General features: G+C 68.4%; 17 protein-coding genes and 1 pseudogene. 12 read left to right on the top strand and 6 right to left on the bottom strand.

The features are described 5' to 3' along the window. Window positions 1-47: 47 nt before the first annotated feature. Window positions 48-869, top strand: a complete 822-nt coding sequence (locus tag ACIBG5_RS04085) for a helix-turn-helix transcriptional regulator (protein ID WP_360440082.1) — start codon at window positions 48-50, stop codon at window positions 867-869. A gap of 124 nt (window positions 870-993) precedes the next feature. On the opposite strand, the gene ACIBG5_RS04080 is transcribed toward ACIBG5_RS04085, so the two are convergent. Then, the gene (locus ACIBG5_RS04080; protein ID WP_396389960.1) at window positions 994-1,425 is read right to left on the bottom strand and encodes an organic hydroperoxide resistance protein; all 432 of its coding nucleotides are present in this window, start codon (window positions 1,423-1,425) and stop codon (window positions 994-996) included. A gap of 22 nt (window positions 1,426-1,447) precedes the next feature. Then, window positions 1,448-2,401, bottom strand: coding sequence for a zinc-binding alcohol dehydrogenase family protein (locus tag ACIBG5_RS04075; protein WP_396389959.1), 954 nt, complete (start codon window positions 2,399-2,401; stop codon window positions 1,448-1,450). A gap of 80 nt (window positions 2,402-2,481) precedes the next feature. Between ACIBG5_RS04075 and ACIBG5_RS04070 the strand changes: the two genes are divergently transcribed. Continuing rightward, complete coding sequence (locus ACIBG5_RS04070) at window positions 2,482-3,132, top strand: TetR/AcrR family transcriptional regulator (RefSeq protein WP_396389958.1); 651 nt, start codon at window positions 2,482-2,484, stop codon at window positions 3,130-3,132. Window positions 3,133-3,519: 387 nt separating this feature from the next. Here ACIBG5_RS04070 and ACIBG5_RS04065 read toward each other — a convergent pair whose 3' ends face one another. The 4 genes from ACIBG5_RS04065 to ACIBG5_RS04050 form a co-directional block, all read right to left on the bottom strand. Beyond that, window positions 3,520-4,266 (bottom strand): sulfite exporter TauE/SafE family protein, encoded by a 747-nt coding sequence (locus tag ACIBG5_RS04065; protein ID WP_396389956.1) that lies wholly within the window; start codon window positions 4,264-4,266, stop codon window positions 3,520-3,522. A gap of 141 nt (window positions 4,267-4,407) precedes the next feature. Continuing rightward, on the bottom strand, window positions 4,408-5,583 hold the full coding sequence (locus ACIBG5_RS04060) for an SPFH domain-containing protein (RefSeq protein WP_396389955.1): 1,176 nt from the start codon (window positions 5,581-5,583) through the stop codon (window positions 4,408-4,410). A gap of 166 nt (window positions 5,584-5,749) precedes the next feature. Next, complete coding sequence (locus ACIBG5_RS04055; RefSeq protein WP_360439503.1) at window positions 5,750-6,277, bottom strand: NfeD family protein; 528 nt, start codon at window positions 6,275-6,277, stop codon at window positions 5,750-5,752. Window positions 6,278-6,593: 316 nt separating this feature from the next. Continuing rightward, the gene (locus tag ACIBG5_RS04050) at window positions 6,594-7,376 is read right to left on the bottom strand and encodes an ABC transporter ATP-binding protein (RefSeq protein ID WP_396389954.1); all 783 of its coding nucleotides are present in this window, start codon (window positions 7,374-7,376) and stop codon (window positions 6,594-6,596) included. Window positions 7,377-7,475: 99 nt separating this feature from the next. Here ACIBG5_RS04050 and ACIBG5_RS04045 point away from each other — a divergent pair, with 99 nt between their 5' ends. From ACIBG5_RS04045 to ACIBG5_RS04000, 10 genes and pseudogenes are all read left to right on the top strand, one after another. Beyond that, window positions 7,476-8,210, top strand: coding sequence for a hypothetical protein (locus tag ACIBG5_RS04045; RefSeq protein WP_396389952.1), 735 nt, complete (start codon window positions 7,476-7,478; stop codon window positions 8,208-8,210). 53 nt (window positions 8,211-8,263) lie between these two features. Next, the gene (gene serB / locus ACIBG5_RS04040; protein ID WP_396389951.1) at window positions 8,264-9,481 is read left to right on the top strand and encodes a phosphoserine phosphatase SerB; all 1,218 of its coding nucleotides are present in this window, start codon (window positions 8,264-8,266) and stop codon (window positions 9,479-9,481) included. Window positions 9,482-9,537: 56 nt separating this feature from the next. Beyond that, complete coding sequence (locus ACIBG5_RS04035) at window positions 9,538-10,422, top strand: GNAT family N-acetyltransferase (protein WP_396389949.1); 885 nt, start codon at window positions 9,538-9,540, stop codon at window positions 10,420-10,422. Window positions 10,423-10,574: 152 nt separating this feature from the next. Continuing rightward, a complete protein-coding gene (locus tag ACIBG5_RS04030; protein ID WP_396389948.1) occupies window positions 10,575-12,221 on the top strand; it encodes a P-loop ATPase, Sll1717 family in 1,647 nt (548 codons plus the stop codon). 101 nt (window positions 12,222-12,322) lie between these two features. Continuing rightward, window positions 12,323-13,393 (top strand): cyanophycinase, encoded by a 1,071-nt coding sequence (locus tag ACIBG5_RS04025; protein WP_396389947.1) that lies wholly within the window; start codon window positions 12,323-12,325, stop codon window positions 13,391-13,393. A gap of 6 nt (window positions 13,394-13,399) precedes the next feature. Next, on the top strand, window positions 13,400-16,201 hold the full coding sequence (cphA, locus tag ACIBG5_RS04020) for a cyanophycin synthetase (RefSeq protein WP_396389946.1): 2,802 nt from the start codon (window positions 13,400-13,402) through the stop codon (window positions 16,199-16,201). Further along, window positions 16,198-16,335 (top strand): annotated as a pseudogene (locus ACIBG5_RS04015) (glycoside hydrolase family 99-like domain-containing protein); the annotation flags it as partial. The gene cphA and the pseudogene ACIBG5_RS04015, both read left to right, overlap by 4 nt. 31 nt (window positions 16,336-16,366) lie before the next feature. After that, on the top strand, window positions 16,367-17,104 hold the full coding sequence (locus ACIBG5_RS04010; RefSeq protein ID WP_396389945.1) for a glycoside hydrolase family 99-like domain-containing protein: 738 nt from the start codon (window positions 16,367-16,369) through the stop codon (window positions 17,102-17,104). A gap of 28 nt (window positions 17,105-17,132) precedes the next feature. Next, window positions 17,133-17,648 carry a copper chaperone PCu(A)C gene (locus ACIBG5_RS04005; RefSeq protein ID WP_396389944.1) on the top strand — a complete coding sequence of 172 codons (516 nt, stop codon included), beginning with the start codon at window positions 17,133-17,135 and terminating at the stop codon, window positions 17,646-17,648. 122 nt (window positions 17,649-17,770) lie between these two features. After that, on the top strand, window positions 17,771-18,919 hold the full coding sequence (locus ACIBG5_RS04000; RefSeq protein ID WP_396390761.1) for a Dyp-type peroxidase: 1,149 nt from the start codon (window positions 17,771-17,773) through the stop codon (window positions 18,917-18,919). The last annotated feature ends 48 nt before the right edge of the window (window positions 18,920-18,967 follow it).

The raw sequence follows: 18,967 nt of genomic DNA, 5'->3' as shown, positions 1-18,967 counted from the left end.
CAGTGACAGTGGCTGGTGGCGAGGGCGGTCCGACCGCCCTCCGGATCATGCTGGGCGGACAACTGCGGCGGATGCGGGAGTCGGCCGGGATCAGTCGCGCCGATGCGGGCTGGCAGATCCGTGCCTCGGAGTCCAAGGTCAGCCGGATGGAACTCGGGCGCGTCGGGTTCAAGGAGCGCGACGTCAACGACCTGCTCGGGCTCTACGGGATGGACGACGAGGAGGAACGCAACCGGCTGATGGAACTGGCCCGGGCCGCGAACAACCCCGGCTGGTGGTCCCGGTACGGCGACGTGATGCCGAGCTGGTTCAACAACTACGTCGGGCTCGAGGTCGCGGCGACGCTGATCCGGACCTACGAGGTGATGTTCGTCCCAGGGTTGCTGCAGACCGAGGAGTACGCCCGGGCCGTCGTCCAGCTGGGCAAGTCGTTCCTGCCCGGCGAGGAGGTCGAGCAGCGGGTCTCGCTGCGGGTGACCCGGCAGCAGATCCTGACCCGGCTGAATCCGGCCCGGCTGTGGGTGGTCATCGACGAGTCGGTGCTGCACCGGCCGGTCGGCGGCGAGGCGATCCTGCGGGCCCAGATCGAGCACCTGATCATGTGGGCGCAGCAGCCCAACATCACCTTGCAGATCATGCCGTTCAGCAGTGTCGGGTACCCCGGCACCGGCGGCGCGTTCAGCCTGCTGCGGTTCCCCGACGGGGACCTGCCGGACATCGTCTACATCGAGCACGCGGCCAGCGCGCTCTACCTGGACAAGCTCGAAGAGGTCGACGAGTACGTCGCGATCATGGAGGCACTCACGATCGCGGCGGCGCCGGTCTCGGCGACCGAGGGCCTCCTGAAAGAAGCCCTCGCCCGCCTCTGACACCCCCACCCCCACCCCCGCCCCCACCCCCATCCCCACCCTCACGTCTCAGGTCGACTTTGGGCACGGTTCGACCACTCAGAGGGCCGAGATTTGGTTGGTGGGTGCACAAAGTGCTCGGGGTTCAGGCGACCTTGAGGTCGACCTTGATGTTGCCGCGGGTGGCGTTGGAGTACGGGCACACCTCGTGCGCCTTGGCGACCAGTTCCTCGGCGACGGCACGGTCGACGCCGGGCAGGCTCACCTCGAGCTCCACCTCCAGGCCGTAGCCGGCGCCGCCGTTGATCGGGCCGATGCCGACCGCCGCGGTCACGGTCGAGCCGTCGGCGTCTTGGCGAGCCTTGCGCGCGACCAGCTTCAGCGCGCTGTGGAAGCAGGCCGCGTAGCCGGCCGCGAACAGCTGCTCCGGGTTGGTTCCGTTGCCATTGCCACCCATCTCGACGGGCGGGGCGACGACGACTTCGAGCTTGCCGTCGTTGGTGGCCACCTTGCCGTCGCGGCCGCCCTGGGCGGTCGCGCGCGCGGTGTACAGAACCTTCTCGACTGCGATGGTCATATCTGTCGTTCTCCTGGTTCGTTCAGCGAGTGGGGTCGAGCACGAGCTTGCCGACGGTCCGGCGGGCTCGCATGTCTTCATGGGCGGTTGCGACGTCGGACAGCGCGTAGTCGCCGCCGACGATCGAGGTGAGCTTGCCGCTGGCGGTCAGGTCGAACAGCTCGGCCAATGGACCGCCGACAGCGGCGGGATCACGCAGGCAGTCGACCAGCCAGAAACCGGCGATCGTCTTCGAGCCCTTCATCAGCCGGCCCGGGTCGATCGCCGCGGCGGCCTGCCGGGACGCGGCACCGAAGGTCACCAGCCGGCCGAACGGCGCCAGCGCCGCGAACGACTCGTCGAACGTCGGCCCGCCGACCATCTCCAGCACGATGTCGACCGGCTTGCCGCCGTTCGCCTCGATGATCCGGTCCTTCAGGCCTTCCGGCGTACCGTCGATGGCGGCGTCCGCACCGAGCTCGAGAGTCTGGTTCCGCTTCTCCTCCGAGGACGCGGTCGCGATCACGCGACCGGCGCCCCACAGCTTCGCGAGCTGCACAGCCAGCGAGCCGACACCGCCGGCACCGGCGTGCACCAGCACGGATTCGCCGGGCGCCAGGTGGGTCATGGTCTTCAGCAGATGCCAGGCTGTGGTCCCCTGGACCACGAGTGCGAGCGCCGCTCCGTCACTGACGCCTTCGGGTACGTCGAACGCCACCGCGGCCTGGGCGACCGCCTTCTCGGCGTATCCGCCTGAGCCGACCAGCGCGACCACCCGGCGCCCGTCAGGCGTGTGTCCGACCACCTCACCACCCGGGGTCAGCGGCAGCTGCGCCTTGGTCAGGTAGCTGTTCTCGACCTGATGCGTGTCCGCGTAGTTGATCCCCGCACGGTCCACCGTGATCAGGAGCTGCCCGTCGCCGGCCACCGGCTCCGCAACGTCGCTGACCTTCAGCACCTCAGGTCCGCCGAACTCGGCGATCTGTACCGCTCGCACGTTCTTCCCGCCTTCCGTCGTCCGCTCGATACGCTGTACTATACATCGTACGTTAACTGCTTCCAAGGAGGGATCGAGAGATGGGCCGGACACCGCGCAACACCCTCAGCTCCGAGCTGATCGTCCGGACCGCACTCGAGCTGATGGAGTCCAAGGGCACCGACGCGTTCAGCCTGCGCGGCGTGGCCGCCGAGCTCGGGGTCGGCCCGATGGCGCTCTACACCTACTTCCGCAACAAGGACGACCTGTACGACGCCGTCCGCGACCACCTGATGGGCCTGCTGCCCGCCGTACCGCAGGACGCGTCCTGGCCGGATCAGGTCCGGGCGGTGTGCCGGGGGCTGCGGCTGCTGATGCTTCAGCATCCTTGCCTGGCGCAACTACTCGCGAGCCGGCCGTTGGCCGGGCACGAGACGGCCCGGGTGGCCGAGGGTCTGCTCGGAGTACTGCGTGCCGCCGGGTTCGACCCGGAGACGGCCGCGCGGACTCACACCACCCTGTTCACCTATGTGCTCGGGGCAACGTCATGGGAGATCCAGATGGCCGCCGAGCGCCGTGATCCGGAGGCGTGGCGGCGGCTGCGGACGACGATGGAGTCACTGTCGGCGCGGGACTTCCCGACGGTCGTCGAGCTGGCGCCGGAGCTGGCCCGGACCACGGGCGGCGACGACCAGTTCGACTACGGCCTGGACCTCCTCCTCCAAGGCCTCCAATCCCCCACCCACCCCTAGCTCCCCCGCCCTACCCCATCCCCATCCCACCTGATCCCCGTCTGGTGGGCTCACCCACCGGCCCGTGGGTTCGCACACCGCACGCGCCTGGCCAACCCACCATCCGATGGGCTAACCCACTAGCCAGCCGCATCAGTACCCCGTACTTCCCCTGCACCAACCCCATCTCATGGGCTGACCCACCGGCCCGTGGGTTCGCACACCGCACGCGCCTGGCCAACCCACCATCCGATGGGCTAACCCACTAGCCAGCGCATCCAGTACCCCGTACCTCCCCTGCACCGACCCCATCTCATGGGCTGACCCACCGGCGCGTGGGTTCGCACACCGCACGCGCCTGGCCAACCCAGTGCCTGGTGGGTGAGCCCACCAGACGGGGGCGGCGGGTCAGAAGACCATCGTGATGATGGCGAGGATGCCGATGCAGACGATCAGCACGCGTAGCGCGATCGGGGGGAGCTTGCGGCCGTAGCGGGCGCCGAGGAAGCCACCGATCGTCGAGCCGACCGCGATCAGGCCGGCGGCCAGCCAGTCGACGTCGGCGACGATGATGAACAGAATCGCGGCGACCGTGTTGACGACGGTGGCGAGGACGTTCTTGAGGCCGTTCATCCGCTGCAGGTTCGAGTCCAGGCCGAGGCCGAGGATCGCCATCAGCAGCACGCCTTGCGCGGCACCGAAGTACCCGCCATAGATGCCGGTGGCAAAGACCGCGGGGATCACCCACCAGGCACCGCGATGGGCGTGCGACGGCACGCTGATCCACTTCGACAACCAGGGCTGGAAGGCGACCAGCAGGCACCCGAGCAGGATCAGCACCGGTACGACGGCATGGAACGCGGAGTCGGGCAAGGTGAGTAGCAGCACTCCCCCGACGAGGCCGCCGAGCAGCGAAACCGGGATCAGCCGGATCATCCGGCCGCGCTGGCCTTCCAGTTCACGCCGGTAGCCGATCGCACCGGCCGCCGTACCGGGAGAAAGACCGACGGTGTTGCTGACGTTCGCCAGCACCGGCGGGATTCCCACGGCCAGCAGGGCGGGAAACGTCAGCAGCGTGCCCGACCCCACCACAGCGTTGATCGTGCCCGCGCCCATCCCCGCCACCAAGACGAACAGCGCCTCGAACCATGTCATCGCTGCCAGACTTTACGCACGTGATCGGCGGTCGTGCTCATCGGTCCGTCCGTTGAGCAGTCAGGCTTCGATCGTTCCAGCGCCGACGTGAGGACAGGGCCTCCCCGGACGTACCGGGAAGGCCCTGTCGACGGTTAGTGCTCAGCGATCCTGCGGCGGCTCGGCAGCCGGCGGAGCCGAGGGGTCGGAGTTCGGCGACACCGGCGGCACCGTCGGCGGGGTCTGCTGACTGCGGGTGCTGACAGCGGCCTTCTGCGCGGCCGCGATCGCCTCCGCAACGGCGTTGTCGGCCTCGACCACCGCGGCGTCCGGGACGTCCGCGGAGACGCCCGCGAGCTCCGGTGCGTGGCCGTTCTCGAGCTCCGGCGCCTGCCAGGTCCCCTCGGCCTTCTGAGTGATGCCGGCCACCTGGCCGACCGCACTGCCGAGACCCTTGAGCGCGTCGCCGATCTCGCTCGGCACGATCCACAGCTTGTTCGCGTCGCCCTGGGCGATCGACGGCAGCATCTGCAGGTACTGGTACGCGAGCAGACCCTGGTCCGGCTTGCCGGCGTGGATCGCGTTGAACACCGTGGTGATGGCCTGCGCCTCACCCTGTGCCTTCAGGATCCGGGCCTCCCGCTCGGCCTGCGCACGCAGGATCCGGGACTCGCGGTCACCCTGGGCGGTGAGGATCGCGGACTGCTTCTGGCCTTCGGCCGACAGAACGGCCGACTGCCGCATACCTTCGGCGGTCAGGATCGCGGCGCGCTTGTCGCGGTCGGCGCGCATCTGCTTCTCCATCGAGTCCTGGATCGACGGCGGCGGGTCGATCGAGCGCAGTTCGACCCGGTTGACCCGGATGCCCCACTTGCCGGTCGCCTCGTCCAGCACGTAGCGGAGCTTCTCGTTGATCTCCTCACGGCTGGTCAGCGTCTGCTCCAGGTCCATGCCACCGATGATGTTTCGCAGCGTCGTCATGGTCAGCTGCTCGATCGCCTGGATGTAGTTCGAGATCTCGTACGTCGCCCGGACCGGGTCGTTCACCTGGAAGTAGATGACGGAGTCGATCGACACCATCAGGTTGTCCTCGGTGATGACCCCCTGGGGCGGGAACGCGACCACTTGTTCGCGCATGTCGATGGTGTAGCGAACCTTGTCGACGAACGGCGTCAACAGGTTCAGGCCAGGCTGCAAACCCGTCTTGAACTTGCCGAACCGCTCGACGATCCCGACGGTCTGCTGCTGCACCACCCGGACGGACTTGACCAATGTGACGATCACCAGCAAGGCGACCACCGCAAGCACTATGAGGAACGCGGTCACTAGACCCTCCACTCGACAGAACCCTCAGGACGGACAGTCTTTCCTATCGACGGGCCACCAGGCGTTCCGGTTCCCGGCGAGTCGGAGGCCTGATCCCTCAGGGATCGCTGCCGTCCCTCGATTCCGACAGTACTGCGCGTAGGGGCCGACTCAACCGGCCCACCGCGTCGGTTGTGTGTCAGTTCTGGGGCGGGTCGGCCGGATCGGGGTTCGGCGTCGAGTCCGGCGTGTTCAGCTCGTGGTGCAGCGGGTCGCCGACCGGGTAGACGACGGCCGTCGCACCGTCGATCGCCATCACCTCGACCCGCTGACCCGGCTCGATCGTCGACACCTCGTCGTACGGGCGAGCGGTCCAGAGCTCACCGTTCAGCCGGATCGAGCCGCCGCCGTCGGGATGGATCTCCTTGACCACGGTCCCCATCCGGCCGATGACGTGGGCCGATCCGGTCTTGAGCTCGCCACCGTGGTGCATCTTGCGCACGAGCAGCGGACGGATCGCGGCGAGCATCGCGCCGGCCGTGATGAGTCCGACGACGATCTGCAGCCAGAGCAGTCCTGGGAGGAAGGCCGCCACCCCGGCGGCCGTGAGCGCACCGGCAGCCAGCATGAGCAGGGTGAAGTCGAGCGAAGCGAGCTCGGCCAGACCGAGGACGGCGGCGATCGTCAGCCAAGCCGCCCACACGTTGTCCCGCAGCCAATCCATCATTTGCCAAGCCTATCCACGTTCCGGTCCCCACACAGGCTCTTGGACGTGCCTGGCCCGTCACAGGATCCGTCACCGTCTGGTGGGCTGACCCAGGAGCTGGTGGGTTGGCCCAGCGCACGCGGCTGGCCGACCCACCATCTCCCTGGCCCACCCACCAGACGAGGCGGGGCGGCGGACGGGGCGGGGCGGGGCGGCGGACGGGGCGGGGCAGCGGCACGGCAGGGCGGGGCGGCGGCGCGGGCGGACGCGGTGGGGTTGGGGCGGCAGTGCGGCCGGGCGGGGGCGGCGGGGCGGGGTGGTTGGGTTGGGGTTGGGGTCAGAGTGCGCGGGCGGTGTATCTGCCGTCTTCGTGGTTGAGGGAGAGGGCGAGGTCGAAGGTGTCGCTCAAGGTCTGGGCGGTGAGGGCCTCGGCGATCGGGCCGGCCGAGACGATCCGGCCCTGCTTGAGCAGGAGCGCGTGGGTGAAGCCGGGCGGGATCTCCTCGACGTGGTGCGTGACGAGGACCATCGCCGGGGCACCGACCGCGGTCGCGATCGAGCTGAGTGAGCGCACCAGCTGCTCACGACCGGTCAAGTCGAGACCGGCAGCCGGCTCGTCCATCAGCATCAGCTCGGGATCGGTCATCAGGGCACGGGCGATCTGCACCCGCTTCCGCTCCCCCTCCGACAGCGTGCCGAACGTTCGCTCGCTCAGGTGCGCGATGCCGAGCTCGGCCAGCAACTCCTTGGCCCGCTGGTGGTCCAGCTCGTCGTACTCCTCCCGCCAGCGACCGAGTACGGCGTACGACGCGGAGACGACGACATCCGCGACCCGCTCACCCCTGGGGAGGCGGTCGGCCAATGCTGCACTGGTGAGTCCGATCCGCGGCCGCAGTTCGAAGACGTCGACCGCACCGAGCACCTCACCGAGCAGTCCGGCGACACCCGCGGTCGGGTGGATCTGGGCGGCGAGGATCTGCAGCAGGGTCGTCTTGCCGGCACCGTTCGGTCCGATCACCACCCACCGATCGGCCTCGTCGACGGTCCAGTCGATCCCGTCGAGCAGAAGCGCGTTACCGCGGACGATCGACACCCCGGCCAGCTCCACCACTGCAGTCATGCCCCAAAACCTACGGGGTGGCTCCGCGTGCCCGGTACCCACCCTGGACCTGCCTGGCCGGAGTCGTCCGGCCGGTGTAATGGTGGGACACTGTCGGGCGTGCTGACCACCTCCGCCTCGGTCCGGTTCACCGTCTGGACGAACGCGATGCTGACCGGTGCCTGCGACCCCGACACCGCCGCACAGAAGATCCTCGGCGACGACGTCGGGCACCACGTCGCGGGCCTGGCCGGACATCCGGACCCGGCCACTCTCCCGGTCGCACTGAACCTCCTGCGTGCCGCCGGCGCGACCCAGGCCCACCTTGCACTGCCGGTTCCGGGTGACCCGATCGGACTCGCCGGCCCGCCGCCGTTCAACGAGGCCGCCTTGGAGACGGGTGAGGCCGTCGTACTGTCAGGCGCTGAGATCGGGCTGGTTCCGGCGTACGTCGGTCCGGCGGTGCAGTGGAGTGTGATGCCGGCGACAAGTCCGCCGCCGGCCGACATCGGCGAGGCGGACCGTGGTCTGCGGCTCGCGCTGATCGAGGCTGCGGACTCACTGGCCGCACTCGACGTCGCGCGCTGGAAGCCCGAGGTCGCGGACGCGCTGATCGACATCCGCAAGATCGGCAGCGGCCGGAACGACGACCTTGCCCCGGGCTACCAACCTCGCGCGGTGAAGGCGGCCGCGACCGCCCGGCGGTGCCTGGCGATCGCGGACGCCGCGCTCGAGGACGACGGCGCGGCGGTCACCGGCGCCGAGGCCGACGCTCGCCGCCGGGCGCTGCTCGACCTGGCCGCCGCGGCCCGGCGAGCGTTGGTCGCGGCCTGCGCGCCTCCTGTTCACGCCTGAGATATGGACCGGACAGCAGACCGACAGGTGATTTGGGTAGCGTCGGTGCTGCGATGACAGAAGAGGCTGAGCTCGAGAAGCATTCACCCGATCGACCGACCGTGCTGGTCACCCTGACCGGCACCGACCGGCCCGGGCTGACGTCCGCCGTACTCTCGACGATCGCGACCCGCGGCCTCGAGGTGATCGACGCGGAGCAGGTCGTACTCCGGGGCCGGCTGGTTCTTGGCGTACTGCTGTCGGCACCGCGTGACCACAAGGACCTGAAAGAGGAACTGAAGGCGCTGGCCGACGTCCTCGACGTCGACATCTCGGTCAAGAAGGGTGTCGGCGACAACGAGCCGCGGCGCAAGGGCCGCAGCCAGGTGACCGTGATCGGGCATCCGTTGTCCGCGGCCGGGCTGGCCGCGATCGCCGGCCGGATCGCCGACACCGGCGCGAACATCGACCGGATCAGCCGGATGGCGCGGTACCCGGTGACCGCGATGGAGATCGCCGTCTCCGGTGCCGACTCGGACACGCTGCGTACCGTGCTCGCGCTGGAGGGTGTCCGCCAGGGTCTCGACGTCGCGGTGCAGGACGGCGGCCTGTACCGCCGGGCCAAGCGGCTGATCGTGATGGACGTCGACTCGACGCTGATCCAGGGCGAGGTCATCGAGATGCTCGCCGGGCACGCGGGCCGGCTGGAGGAGGTCGCGGCCGTCACGGAGCAGGCGATGCGCGGCGAGCTCGACTTCGCCGAGTCACTGCGGCACCGGGTCTCCAAGCTGGAGGGCCTGCCCGCGTCCGCGCTCGACGAGGTGTACGACGCGATCCAGCTGGCGCCCGGCGCGCGGACGCTGGTGCGGACGCTCAAGCGGCTGGGGTACAAGTTCGCGATCGTCAGCGGCGGGTTCAGCCAGATCACGGGCAAGCTGGTCGCGGAGCTCGGCATCGACTACGCGCAGGCGAACGAGCTGGAGATCGTCGACGGCAAGCTCACCGGCCGGCTGATCGGCGAGATCGTCGACCGGGCCGGCAAGGCGACCGCCCTGCGGCGGTTCGCCGCACAGTCCGGTACGCCGCTGTCCCAGACGGTCGCGATCGGTGACGGCGCCAACGACCTCGACATGCTCGCCGCGGCCGGTCTCGGCGTCGCGTTCAACGCCAAGCCAGTCGTCCGCGCGGCCGCCGACACCCACTTGAGCGTGCCGTACCTGGACACGATCCTGTACCTGCTGGGCATCAGCCGCGAGGAAGTCGAAGCCGCGGACGCGGACAACCCGGCCTGACTGCAACATCCGGCCGGGAGATTCCCGCAGCCACGCGGGTGCGGGAAGATCGCGACATGGAGCTTTCCACCCGGCCCGCGACGCCCGACGACGCGGGCGCCATGTACCAGGTGATCGCTGCCAGCGAGCAGGACTGGCACGGTCAGGTCGAGGCGATTCCGGACCAGGTCGCGGCGGACCTGCGCCGCCCCGGGCTGAACCCTGAGCGCGACACCCTCGTCGTGCACGCGGAGAACGGCGATCTGGCCGGCTGGGTCTGGCTCCACCTGGGCAAACGCGCCCAGGTCGCCGTCCACCCGTCGTACCGCGGACGCGGGATCGGGACGATGCTGCTCGACTGGATCGAGGCTCGGTCCCGTGAGGCCGGGAGCGACTGGGTCGCCCAGACCGTGGACGACGCGGACAAGGCCGGCGCCGACCTGCTCCGATCCCGCGGGTACGAGGTGCTCGCGACGAACTGGCTGCTCGTGCGGTCGATCGACGTACCCGCGGCTCCGGAACTGTCGGCAGGGATCAGGCTGGACAGCTACGAGCCGGCGCGGGCGCACGACGTGCATGAGCTGGTCGAGAACGCGTTCTCCGCCTTCCAACCACGCCGGAAGTCCTTCGAGGAGTGGAGGCAGCTGACCGTCGAGCGGCCCAGCTTCCTGCCCGAGGTGTCGACACTGGCGTACGCCGGGGACGAGCTGGTCGGCGCAGTGCTCGCGCTCGACCTCCCGGACAGCGGCGAGGGGTACGTCGAGCAGCTCGCGGTCCGGGCCGACCAGCGGAACAAGGGCATCGCCCGCGCGATGCTCGACGAGACCTGCGCTGAGTTCGCCCGCCTAGGGCGCGACAGCTGCATCCTCTGGACCCACTCCGGAACCGGCGCCCTCGCCATGTACGAACACCTCGGCATGCACGTCCGCCGCAGTACGACGGTGTATCGCGCACCGATCTGACACGAGCCATGCGCAATCGGCCGAACGGAGACCGGCGCGTCTATTAATTGCGAAACGATAGGTAGCGGGAACGTTACACGCTGCCCCCTTCCCCCGGTAACTGTCTGTGCTTAACATTCAGCCACTGGCGTGTATCAGACGGTGGGGGAAAAATGACACGCAGTAGGCACGCTCCGCGTCTCAGCTCAGGATTCTCTCTCGGCGGACAGCAGGCGGAGGCCGACCCGCTTCTCGAGGAAGCCTTCGACGAAACGAACCAATACAAGGCCGTCTCGTCCAGGGACGATCATCGGTGCTTCATCATCGGACGAACGGGTAGTGGCAAGTCGGCACTCCTTCGGCGATTGGAGTACGAATACCCGGACCACGTCATCCGCATCAGCCCGGAAGACCTGTCCCTGACCTATGTAGCCGATCTCCAGTCGGTCCGGTGGCTGAGCGAGCACGAAGTACACCTGGACCCGTTCTTCGTTGCACTCTGGAAACATGTTCTGCTGGTCGAGATCATCAAGCACCGCTACCAGGTCGACTCATCGGCCGGCAAGCAAAACTTCCTTGCCCTACTGGCCGACAGGCTCAAGCGCGACAAAAGCCAGACGGAAGCTCTGAAGTATCTCGAGGACTTCCAGGGCAAATTCTGGTGCGAAGCAGATGAACGCGTCCGGCAGATCGCCGATCGCTTCGAGTCCCGGATCAACGGTGCCGGCTCGTTCGACGCCAAACTCGTGAAGGCCTCGGCAGGCGGCGCGATCACCGCCACTCAGGCGAGCAAGATCGAGATCGTCAACCGCTACCAGAGAATCGTCAACGCGACTCAACTGCCACGACTCAACCAGATGATCAAGGTACTCGACGAGGACATCCTCGAGTCCCGCCAGAACTTCACCTTCATCCTCATTGACGATCTGGACCAGGACTGGGCCGACGACTCGGTCGTCAACGCTCTCATCCGTTGTCTCTTCCGAGCGGTTTCCGACCTGCAGCGCGTGCAGAACCTGAAGGTCCTCGTCGCACTCCGGACGAATATCTTCGAGGCCCTCGACTTCGGTCGGCGGACCGGCGGACAGGAGGAGAAGTTCCGCGCCTTGTCGATGCACCTGCGGTGGTCGTCGGCCGATCTCGAGGCCATGCTGGACGAACGCGTCCGGGCAGCCGCAGCCCCTCGCGACCTGGGTTTGGCAACGGTTCGTCACCTGCTGCCGTCGACGAACAAGGCGCGCGGCGACCCACTGACTTTCATCCTCCGCCGCACGCTGATGAGACCTCGAGACGCCATTGCCTATCTCAATGAATGTCTCGAAGGGACCGTCGACGACCCCAGAATCACCTGGGAGCGGATCAGAGCAGCCGAATCCCCGTACTCACACGACCGAAGACTCGCGCTGCGCGATGAATGGAAACCCACCTATCCGGGAATCGATGAGGTGCTTTCCACTTTCGAAGGAAGGCCGTACAAGTTGTCCCGAGCTCAAATGTCCGCGGCCTTGGACGACATCGCGACGCTGGCCGCGGACCACGCATTCGTCGGGACCAGTTGGCTCTGCCGGCTGACCGCTGAGATCTGGAATCCCGAGCCCTGCGTCTGGACCGACAAGTACAAGGACGTCATCGGGCTCCTGTTCGACATCGGCTTCATCGGATGCGTCGGGACCGGTGGTCAGCCGGTCTTCAGCCACGACGACCCGGACTACCTCGATCGACCGTCGAAACTCGCTCGCACCACCTCCTTCGTCGTACATCCGGCCTTCCGGAACGCGTTGGACATGACGACTCCCGCTCGTCAGCGGCAGCGCTTGTAGTACATCTGGCTCCGGCTCGTCGAGCTCGTCGGCCCTGGACCCCGGTCGACGTCGCTGCCCGGATTACGCTTCCGGACGGGGTGAGCACCTATCCTTCGGCTATGTCTGATCTGCCGGGTGGGCCGGGGGCCCTGTTCGCCATTGGTGGCGCCGAGGACAAGCTGAAGAAACGCACGGTGCTGCAGGAGTTCGTCGAGTCCGCCGGTGGATCCAAGGCTCGGATCGTGGTCGTACCGACCGCGTCCGCGCTCGGGCCTGACGTCGTCGACGTGTACCACGCCCTGTTCGCCGCCCTCGGCGCCGCGAGCGTCGTCGGAGTCCGCCCGGAGAACCGCGAGGACGCCGACGATCCGGCGTTCCTCGAGCCGCTGGACGACGCGACCGGCATCTTCATGACCGGCGGCAACCAGCTCAAGCTCGCCGGTGTCGTCACCGGTACGGCGTTCGGCCGCGCGGTCACCGCCGCCCACGCCCGTGGCGCAACCGTCGGCGGTACGTCGGCCGGCGCGAGCATCCTGGCCGAGCACATGATCGCGTTCGGCCGCTCGGGCGCCACTCCACGGCAGCGGATGAGCCAGCTGTCCGGCGGCCTCGGCCTGGTCCAGGGTGCGATCGTCGACCAGCACTTCGCCCAGCGGAACCGGTACGGCCGGCTGCTGTCGCTGGTCGCCCAGTCCCCCGGCCTGCTCGGCATCGGCGTCGACGAGGACACGGCCGCCGTTGTCCGCGGCACGCACCTGGAGGTCGTCGGCCGTGGCGCGGTGACGATCTTCGACGGCAGCCGGATCGCGTCCAACGCCCACTACGCCAAGCGATCCGAGCCCATCCTCGCGTCGGGCGTCGTACTGCATGTGCTCCCGGCGACCGCGACGTTCGACCTGGAGGCTCGGGTGCTGCTGTCGTATGGCCCGCAGCCGCCGGCCGAGGAGATCGCTGAGATGGAGGCCGCTGAGGCGGACCTGCAGAAGCTGGCGAGGGAGATCGCAGCCGAAGGGGTGTCACCCAAGTACTACGCGGATCGCAAGCGGCGAGCGGGACGTCGTACGGCGCAGGCTGAACGGGCGGCCGGCAGATCATCGGCGGCCGGGGAGTCCAGACCGGAGGCGACCGAGCCGTTCACGGCCGGCGCCCATCTCGACGACCCCTCCGACCGCACGCCGCCACCAGAGTAGGACCGAATGACTGACACTGCCGCAACCCACGGGGCGCCCAGCCCGGACCTGAAGATCATCGAGACACGCGTCTACCGCGGGCCGAACATGTGGAGCTACGACCCGGCCATCCACCTGGTCGTTGACCTCGGATCGCTGGAGAACTTCCCGTCGAACACCATCCCCGGCTTCACCGAGAAGCTGCTGGAGTACCTGCCCCGGCTCGACCAGCACCACTGCTCGCGCGGCCGCAGAGGCGGTTTCATCGAGCGGCTGCAGGAGGGCACCTGGCTGGGCCACATCGCCGAGCACGTGTCGCTGCAGCTCCAGCAGGAGGCCGGCCACGACATGCGGCGCGGCAAGACCCGCCAGGTCAAGGGAATGCCCGGCCGCTACAACATCACCTACGCGTACGCCGACGAGGCGGTCGGACTGGCCGCCGGTGAACTCGCCGTGCGGTTCGTGAACAACCTGGTGCAGCCGGCTCCGGACTTCGACTTCACCACCGAGCTGGAGAAGTTCATCAAGCAGGCCGAGCGGACCGCGTTCGGCCCCTCGACGCAGGCGATCGTGGACGAGGCGGTGTCCCGCGACATCCCGTGGATCCGGCTGAACAAGGCCAGCCTGGTCCAGCTCGGCCAAGGAGTGCACGCCAAGCGGATCCGGGCGACGATGACCTCGGAGACCGGGTCCATCGCGGTCGACGTCGCCAGCGACAAGGACCTGACCACTCGGCTGCTCGCCTCGGCCGGCCTACCGGTGCCGCGGTCAGAGTCGGTACGCACGGTCGACGAGGCGGTCACGGTCGCACACAAGATCGGGTACCCGGTCGTCTGCAAGCCGCTCGACGGCAACCACGGCCGCGGCGTCTGCCTGAACCTGCAGGACGCGGACGAGCTGCGGGAGGCGTTCCCCATCGCGGCCGAACAGTCCCGCCGCGGCTGGGTGATCGTGGAGAACTTCGTCACCGGCAAGGACTACCGGTGCCTGATCATCAACGGCCGGATGGAGGCGATCGCCGAACGCGTGCCCGCGCACGTGGTCGGCGACGGCATCCACACCGTCGCCGAACTGGTCGACATCACGAACGCCGACCCACGCCGCGGCGTCGGGCACGAGAAGATCCTGACCCGGATCACCGTGAACGCGGCGGCGCGTGAGCTCGTCCGGAGCCAGGGTTTCGAGCTGGACGACGTACCGCCGGAAGACGAGATGGTGAAGGTCACGCTGACCGGCAACATGTCCACCGGCGGGATCTCGATCGACCGGACCTTCGAGGCGCACCCGGAGAACGTCGAGATCGCCGAGGAGGCGGCCCGGATGATCGGGCTCGACATCGCCGGCATCGACTTCATCTGCCCGGACATCACCCAGCCGGTGCGCGAGACCGGTGGCGCGATCTGCGAGGTGAACGCGGCGCCCGGGTTCCGGATGCACACCAACCCGACGATCGGCGAACCGCAGTACATCGCCAAGCCTGTCGTCGACATGCTGTTCCCGCCGGGCGCGACCAGCCGGATCCCGATCGTCGCGGTGACCGGGACCAACGGCAAGACCACCACGGCGCGGATGATCAGCCACGTCTTCAAGGGGATGGGCCGCAAGGTCGGGATGACCTCGACCGACGGCATCGTGATCGACGAACGGCTGGTGATCCGTTCCGACGCGTCCGGGCCGAAGTCCGCCCGGATGGTGCTGCAGAACCCGCGGGTCGACTTCGCCGTGTTCGAGGTGGCGCGCGGCGGGATCCTGCGCGAGGGGCTCGGGTACGAACGCAACGATGTCGCCGTCGTGCTGAACATCCAGCCCGACCACCTCGGGATGCGCGGTGTCGACACGCTCGAGCAGCTCGCGGACGTGAAGGCGGTTCTGGTCGAGGCCGTACCGCGGACCGGGTACGCCGTACTGAACGCCGACGACCCGCTGGTGCGGAAGATGCGGCGGAAGTGTTCCGGGCAGGTGGTGTGGTTCAGCATGGCCGAGCCGGGCAGTGAGGTGCGCGACTACATCGAGGGGCACTGCCGTCGGGGTGGCCGAGCGGTGGTGCTGGAGCGGTCCGATCTGGGCGACATGATCGTGGTCAAGCACGGCCGGCGGTCGATGCAGCTCGCCTGGACACACTTGCTCCCGGCAACGTTCGGCGGACGGGCGATGATGAACGTGCAGAACGCGATGGCCGCGGCGGCCGCCGGGTTCGCCGCCGGGGCGCCGCTGCACGACATCCGGCAGGGCCTGCGGACGTTCAACACGTCGTACTACCTGTCCCCCGGACGGCTCAACGAGATCGACGTCGACGGACGCACGGTGATCGTCGACTACTGCCACAACGCGCCGGCGATGCGGATGCTCGGCGACTTCGTCGACCGGCTCGGCGAGAGCCTGAGCGCGTCGTCCGAGCTCGGCCGGCCGTCGCGGATCGGTGTGGTCGCAACCGCGGGCGACCGCCGTGACGACGACATCCGCGAGCTCGGTGAGGTCGCGGCGCAACACTTCGACGTGGTGATCGTCCGCGAGGACGCCCGGCTGCGGGGTCGCAAGCGCGGTGAGACCGCCGCGCTGGTCGAGGCCGGGGTACGGCGTGCGATGGAGAACGGAGCGCGCTGCCGCCAGATCGACATCGTGCTGGACGAACTGGCCGCGATCCGGCACGCGCTGAGCCGATCCAACCCCGGCGATCTCGTCGTCCTGTGTGTCGACCAGCATCAGACCGTGCTGGCTGAGCTCGAGTCCGTCTCGCACCTGGCACAGGCCGGTGCGCGGTCGGGCGACGAAGGCGGTGACCCCGACTTCGTCCAGCCTGACGAGGAAGCCGAGGCTGTGCCGGAGTGAGGCCTACCGTTCTGGCGTACTACTTCCCCGACTGGCATCAGGATCCCCGCAACGCCGCGTGGTTCGGTGACGGGTGGACCGAGTGGGATTTGCTGAAGGCTGCTCGGCCTCGGTTCCAGAGTCATCGGCAGCCACGGGTGCCGATGCTGGGGTGCGGCACCCGGGTTGCTGAAGGACGGTGCGCTGGATCGGCGTTCGTTCGAGGCGATGGCGACGTACGTGATCGAGCGGTACTTCTCGCGGCCGAACTATCTGACGGTGGACGGCCGGCCGTGGTTCACGGTGTACGACCTGGCGAACTTCATCGACGGGCTCGGTGGGGTCGAGGCGGCGCGGGACGCACTCGACTGGTTCGGCGAGCGGGTGCGGTCGGCGGGGTTTCCCGGGCTGCATCTGGATGCCGTGTTGTGGAGCTCGGCGGTGATTCCGACGTCGGCCGAGTCACCGCTGGTGGTCGATTGGGTGCGTGCGCTCGGGTTCGATTCGGGTACGTCGTACGTCTGGGTGCATCACCATGACGTCGGCGGATCGTCCTTTCCGACGGCATCGATGGCTGAGCTGCGGGAGTCGGCGTTCGCGGAGTACGAGCGGTACGCCGGGCTGCTCGACGTGGACTTCCATCCGAATGTGACGGTCGGATGGGATCCGTCGCCGCGGACGGATCAGTCGCTCGAGTACGTCGACGGGCGGTATCCGTGGACGTCGGTGTGGGATCAGAGTCCGGACGAGTTCGCGGCGGCGGTGCGGCAGGCGGTGGACTTCGTCGAGCGGTGGACGCCGCGGTTTCCGGTGATCACCGTGAACGCGTGGAACGAGTGGACCGAGGGGTCGTACTTGTTGCCTGACACAACGCATCGGCTCGGGTACCTCGAAGCCATTCGCGACATACTCGGAACTCACTGACGGTGGCGGTCGTTGGCTGTCCGTGAAGATGAAGTTGCTGGCGGCCACTATGGCTGTCGCCCTCCCGGTACTGCTGTCGTCCTGCGGCTCGTCCACTGCCACCCAGGAGGCGGCGGTGAGTACGCCGAGTGTGCTGGTCGAGGACGCCTGGGTGCGTGCCACCACCGGCGCCAAGGACACCACGATGACGGCCGCCTTCATGGCGCTGACGAACCCGGGCACGACCGATATCAAGTTGACCTCGGCAACTTCCCCGGTGGCCGGCGTGGTTCAGCTGCATGAGATGGCGGCGAAGGACGGCAAGATGGTCATGCAGGAGAAGCCCGGCGGCATCACCGTCCCGGCCACCTCGCATACCCATCTCTCCCCCGGTGGCGACCACATCATGCTGATGGGCCTCAAGCAGCCCCTCGAGCCCGGCGACGAGCTTCCCCTCACCCTCACGTTCTCCGACTACACCAGCCACGACCTCACCGTCCCGGTCAAGTCCTTCACCGAGGAAGAAGATCACTACCACCCCACCGAGACCCCGCCCACCAAATGACCACCCCACCCCCACCCACCGACCCGGCGACCCCCTCTCCCCCACCCGCCGACCCGGCGTCGTCACCCTCTCCCCCACCGGCCCCGCCGGCATCTCCCGCGCAAGGGCCGTCCAGGCGGCGGCTGCTCGGCTTTGCCGGTGCCGCAGTTGCGGGTGCAGCCGTGGTTGGTGGCGTGGTTGCCTTGGGCAAGGACGAGGTAGCTGCCGCGGCTGGTCGGAGTGTGGACCCGTACGGGGAGCATCAGCCCAAGATCGCGGCTGCTTCTCCTCGGCATGCAGAGTTGGTGGCGTTCACCCTGAGGCCTGGCCTGGACAAGGCGGCGCTCGGCCGGTTGATGCGGTTGTGGACCGGTGACATTGTTGCCTTGGCCAACGGGCGGGCGGCACCTGGTGACACCGCTCCGGAGTTGGCGACCGGCAATGTCGCCCTGACGACGACGGTTGGATTCGGGCCGCGGGTGTTCGAGCTGACGGGTGAGAAGCCGCCCGGGCTGGACGATCTGCCGGCGATGAAGCACGACCGGCTCGAGCCCGCGTGGTCGGGCGGCGATCTGCTGATCATGGTGGGCGCCGACGATCCCGTCAGCGTCGTACACGCCGTACGACGCCTGGTTGCCGACGCACAGCCGTTCGCCACCCCAGCCTGGCGCCAGACCGGGTTCTGGAACGGCACCGGCTCCGACGGCCGACCCGTCACCGGCCGCAACCTCTTCGGTCAGGTCGACGGCACCGGCAATCCGGCCGTCGGTACGCCGGAGTTCGACACCACCGTGTGGTCGTCCGACGGTCCCGACTGGTTCCGCGGCGGTACGACGCTCGTCGTACGCCGGATCCGGATGAACCTCGACGCGTGGAACGAACTGACCCGCTCGGAGCAAGAGCGCGCCGTCGGCCGCAAGCTCTCCACCGGTGCACCGCTGACCGGCACGGCCGAGCACGACGAACTCGATCTCGAAGCTCGGGGCCCCGACGGCCGCCTGGTGATCGCGGAGAACGCGCACGCCCGCCTCTCCCACCACTCCGAGAACGACGGCCGCCGGATCTTCCGCAAGGGCCTCAACTACGTCCAGGACACCGGCCCGGCCCGCGAATCCGGCCTGATCTTCCTCAGTCACCAGGCCGACATCGCCGCCCAGTTCCTCCCACTCCTTTTCCGCCTGGACGCGGCCGACGCCCTCAACGAGTGGACCACCACCGTCGGCTCGGCCGTCTTCGCCCTCCCACCCGGCTTCCAGCCCGGCACCTGGCTCGCCCAGAAACTCCTCGCCTGACCTGTCACCCTGCAACGCTGGCGACGGCGTTCAGAGGGTGTGAGGAGA

This window comes from Kribbella sp. NPDC050241 (assembly GCF_044459685.1).
GTDB lineage: Bacteria > Actinomycetota > Actinomycetes > Propionibacteriales > Kribbellaceae > Kribbella.
Note: the sequence above shows the minus strand (reverse complement) of the source record. Positions and strands in the feature narration are given on the sequence as shown.

Excerpts from the sequence above, each read along its gene's own strand:
- ACIBG5_RS04025 (WP_396389947.1), top strand. The coding sequence starts at position 12,323 with ATGTCTGATCTGCCGGGTGGGCCGGGGGCCCTGTTCGCCATTGGTGGC.
- ACIBG5_RS04050 (WP_396389954.1), bottom strand. The coding sequence starts at position 7,376 with ATGACTGCAGTGGTGGAGCTGGCCGGGGTGTCGATCGTCCGCGGTAAC.
- ACIBG5_RS04070 (WP_396389958.1), top strand. The coding sequence starts at position 2,482 with ATGGGCCGGACACCGCGCAACACCCTCAGCTCCGAGCTGATCGTCCGG.
- ACIBG5_RS04080 (WP_396389960.1), bottom strand. The coding sequence starts at position 1,425 with ATGACCATCGCAGTCGAGAAGGTTCTGTACACCGCGCGCGCGACCGCC.
- ACIBG5_RS04065 (WP_396389956.1), bottom strand. The coding sequence starts at position 4,266 with ATGACATGGTTCGAGGCGCTGTTCGTCTTGGTGGCGGGGATGGGCGCG.
- serB (WP_396389951.1), top strand. The coding sequence starts at position 8,264 with ATGACAGAAGAGGCTGAGCTCGAGAAGCATTCACCCGATCGACCGACC.
- ACIBG5_RS04055 (WP_360439503.1), bottom strand. The coding sequence starts at position 6,277 with ATGATGGATTGGCTGCGGGACAACGTGTGGGCGGCTTGGCTGACGATC.
- ACIBG5_RS04030 (WP_396389948.1), top strand. The coding sequence starts at position 10,575 with ATGACACGCAGTAGGCACGCTCCGCGTCTCAGCTCAGGATTCTCTCTC.
- ACIBG5_RS04035 (WP_396389949.1), top strand. The coding sequence starts at position 9,538 with ATGGAGCTTTCCACCCGGCCCGCGACGCCCGACGACGCGGGCGCCATG.
- ACIBG5_RS04085 (WP_360440082.1), top strand. The coding sequence starts at position 48 with ATGCTGGGCGGACAACTGCGGCGGATGCGGGAGTCGGCCGGGATCAGT.
- ACIBG5_RS04005 (WP_396389944.1), top strand. The coding sequence starts at position 17,133 with ATGAAGTTGCTGGCGGCCACTATGGCTGTCGCCCTCCCGGTACTGCTG.
- cphA (WP_396389946.1), top strand. The coding sequence starts at position 13,400 with ATGACTGACACTGCCGCAACCCACGGGGCGCCCAGCCCGGACCTGAAG.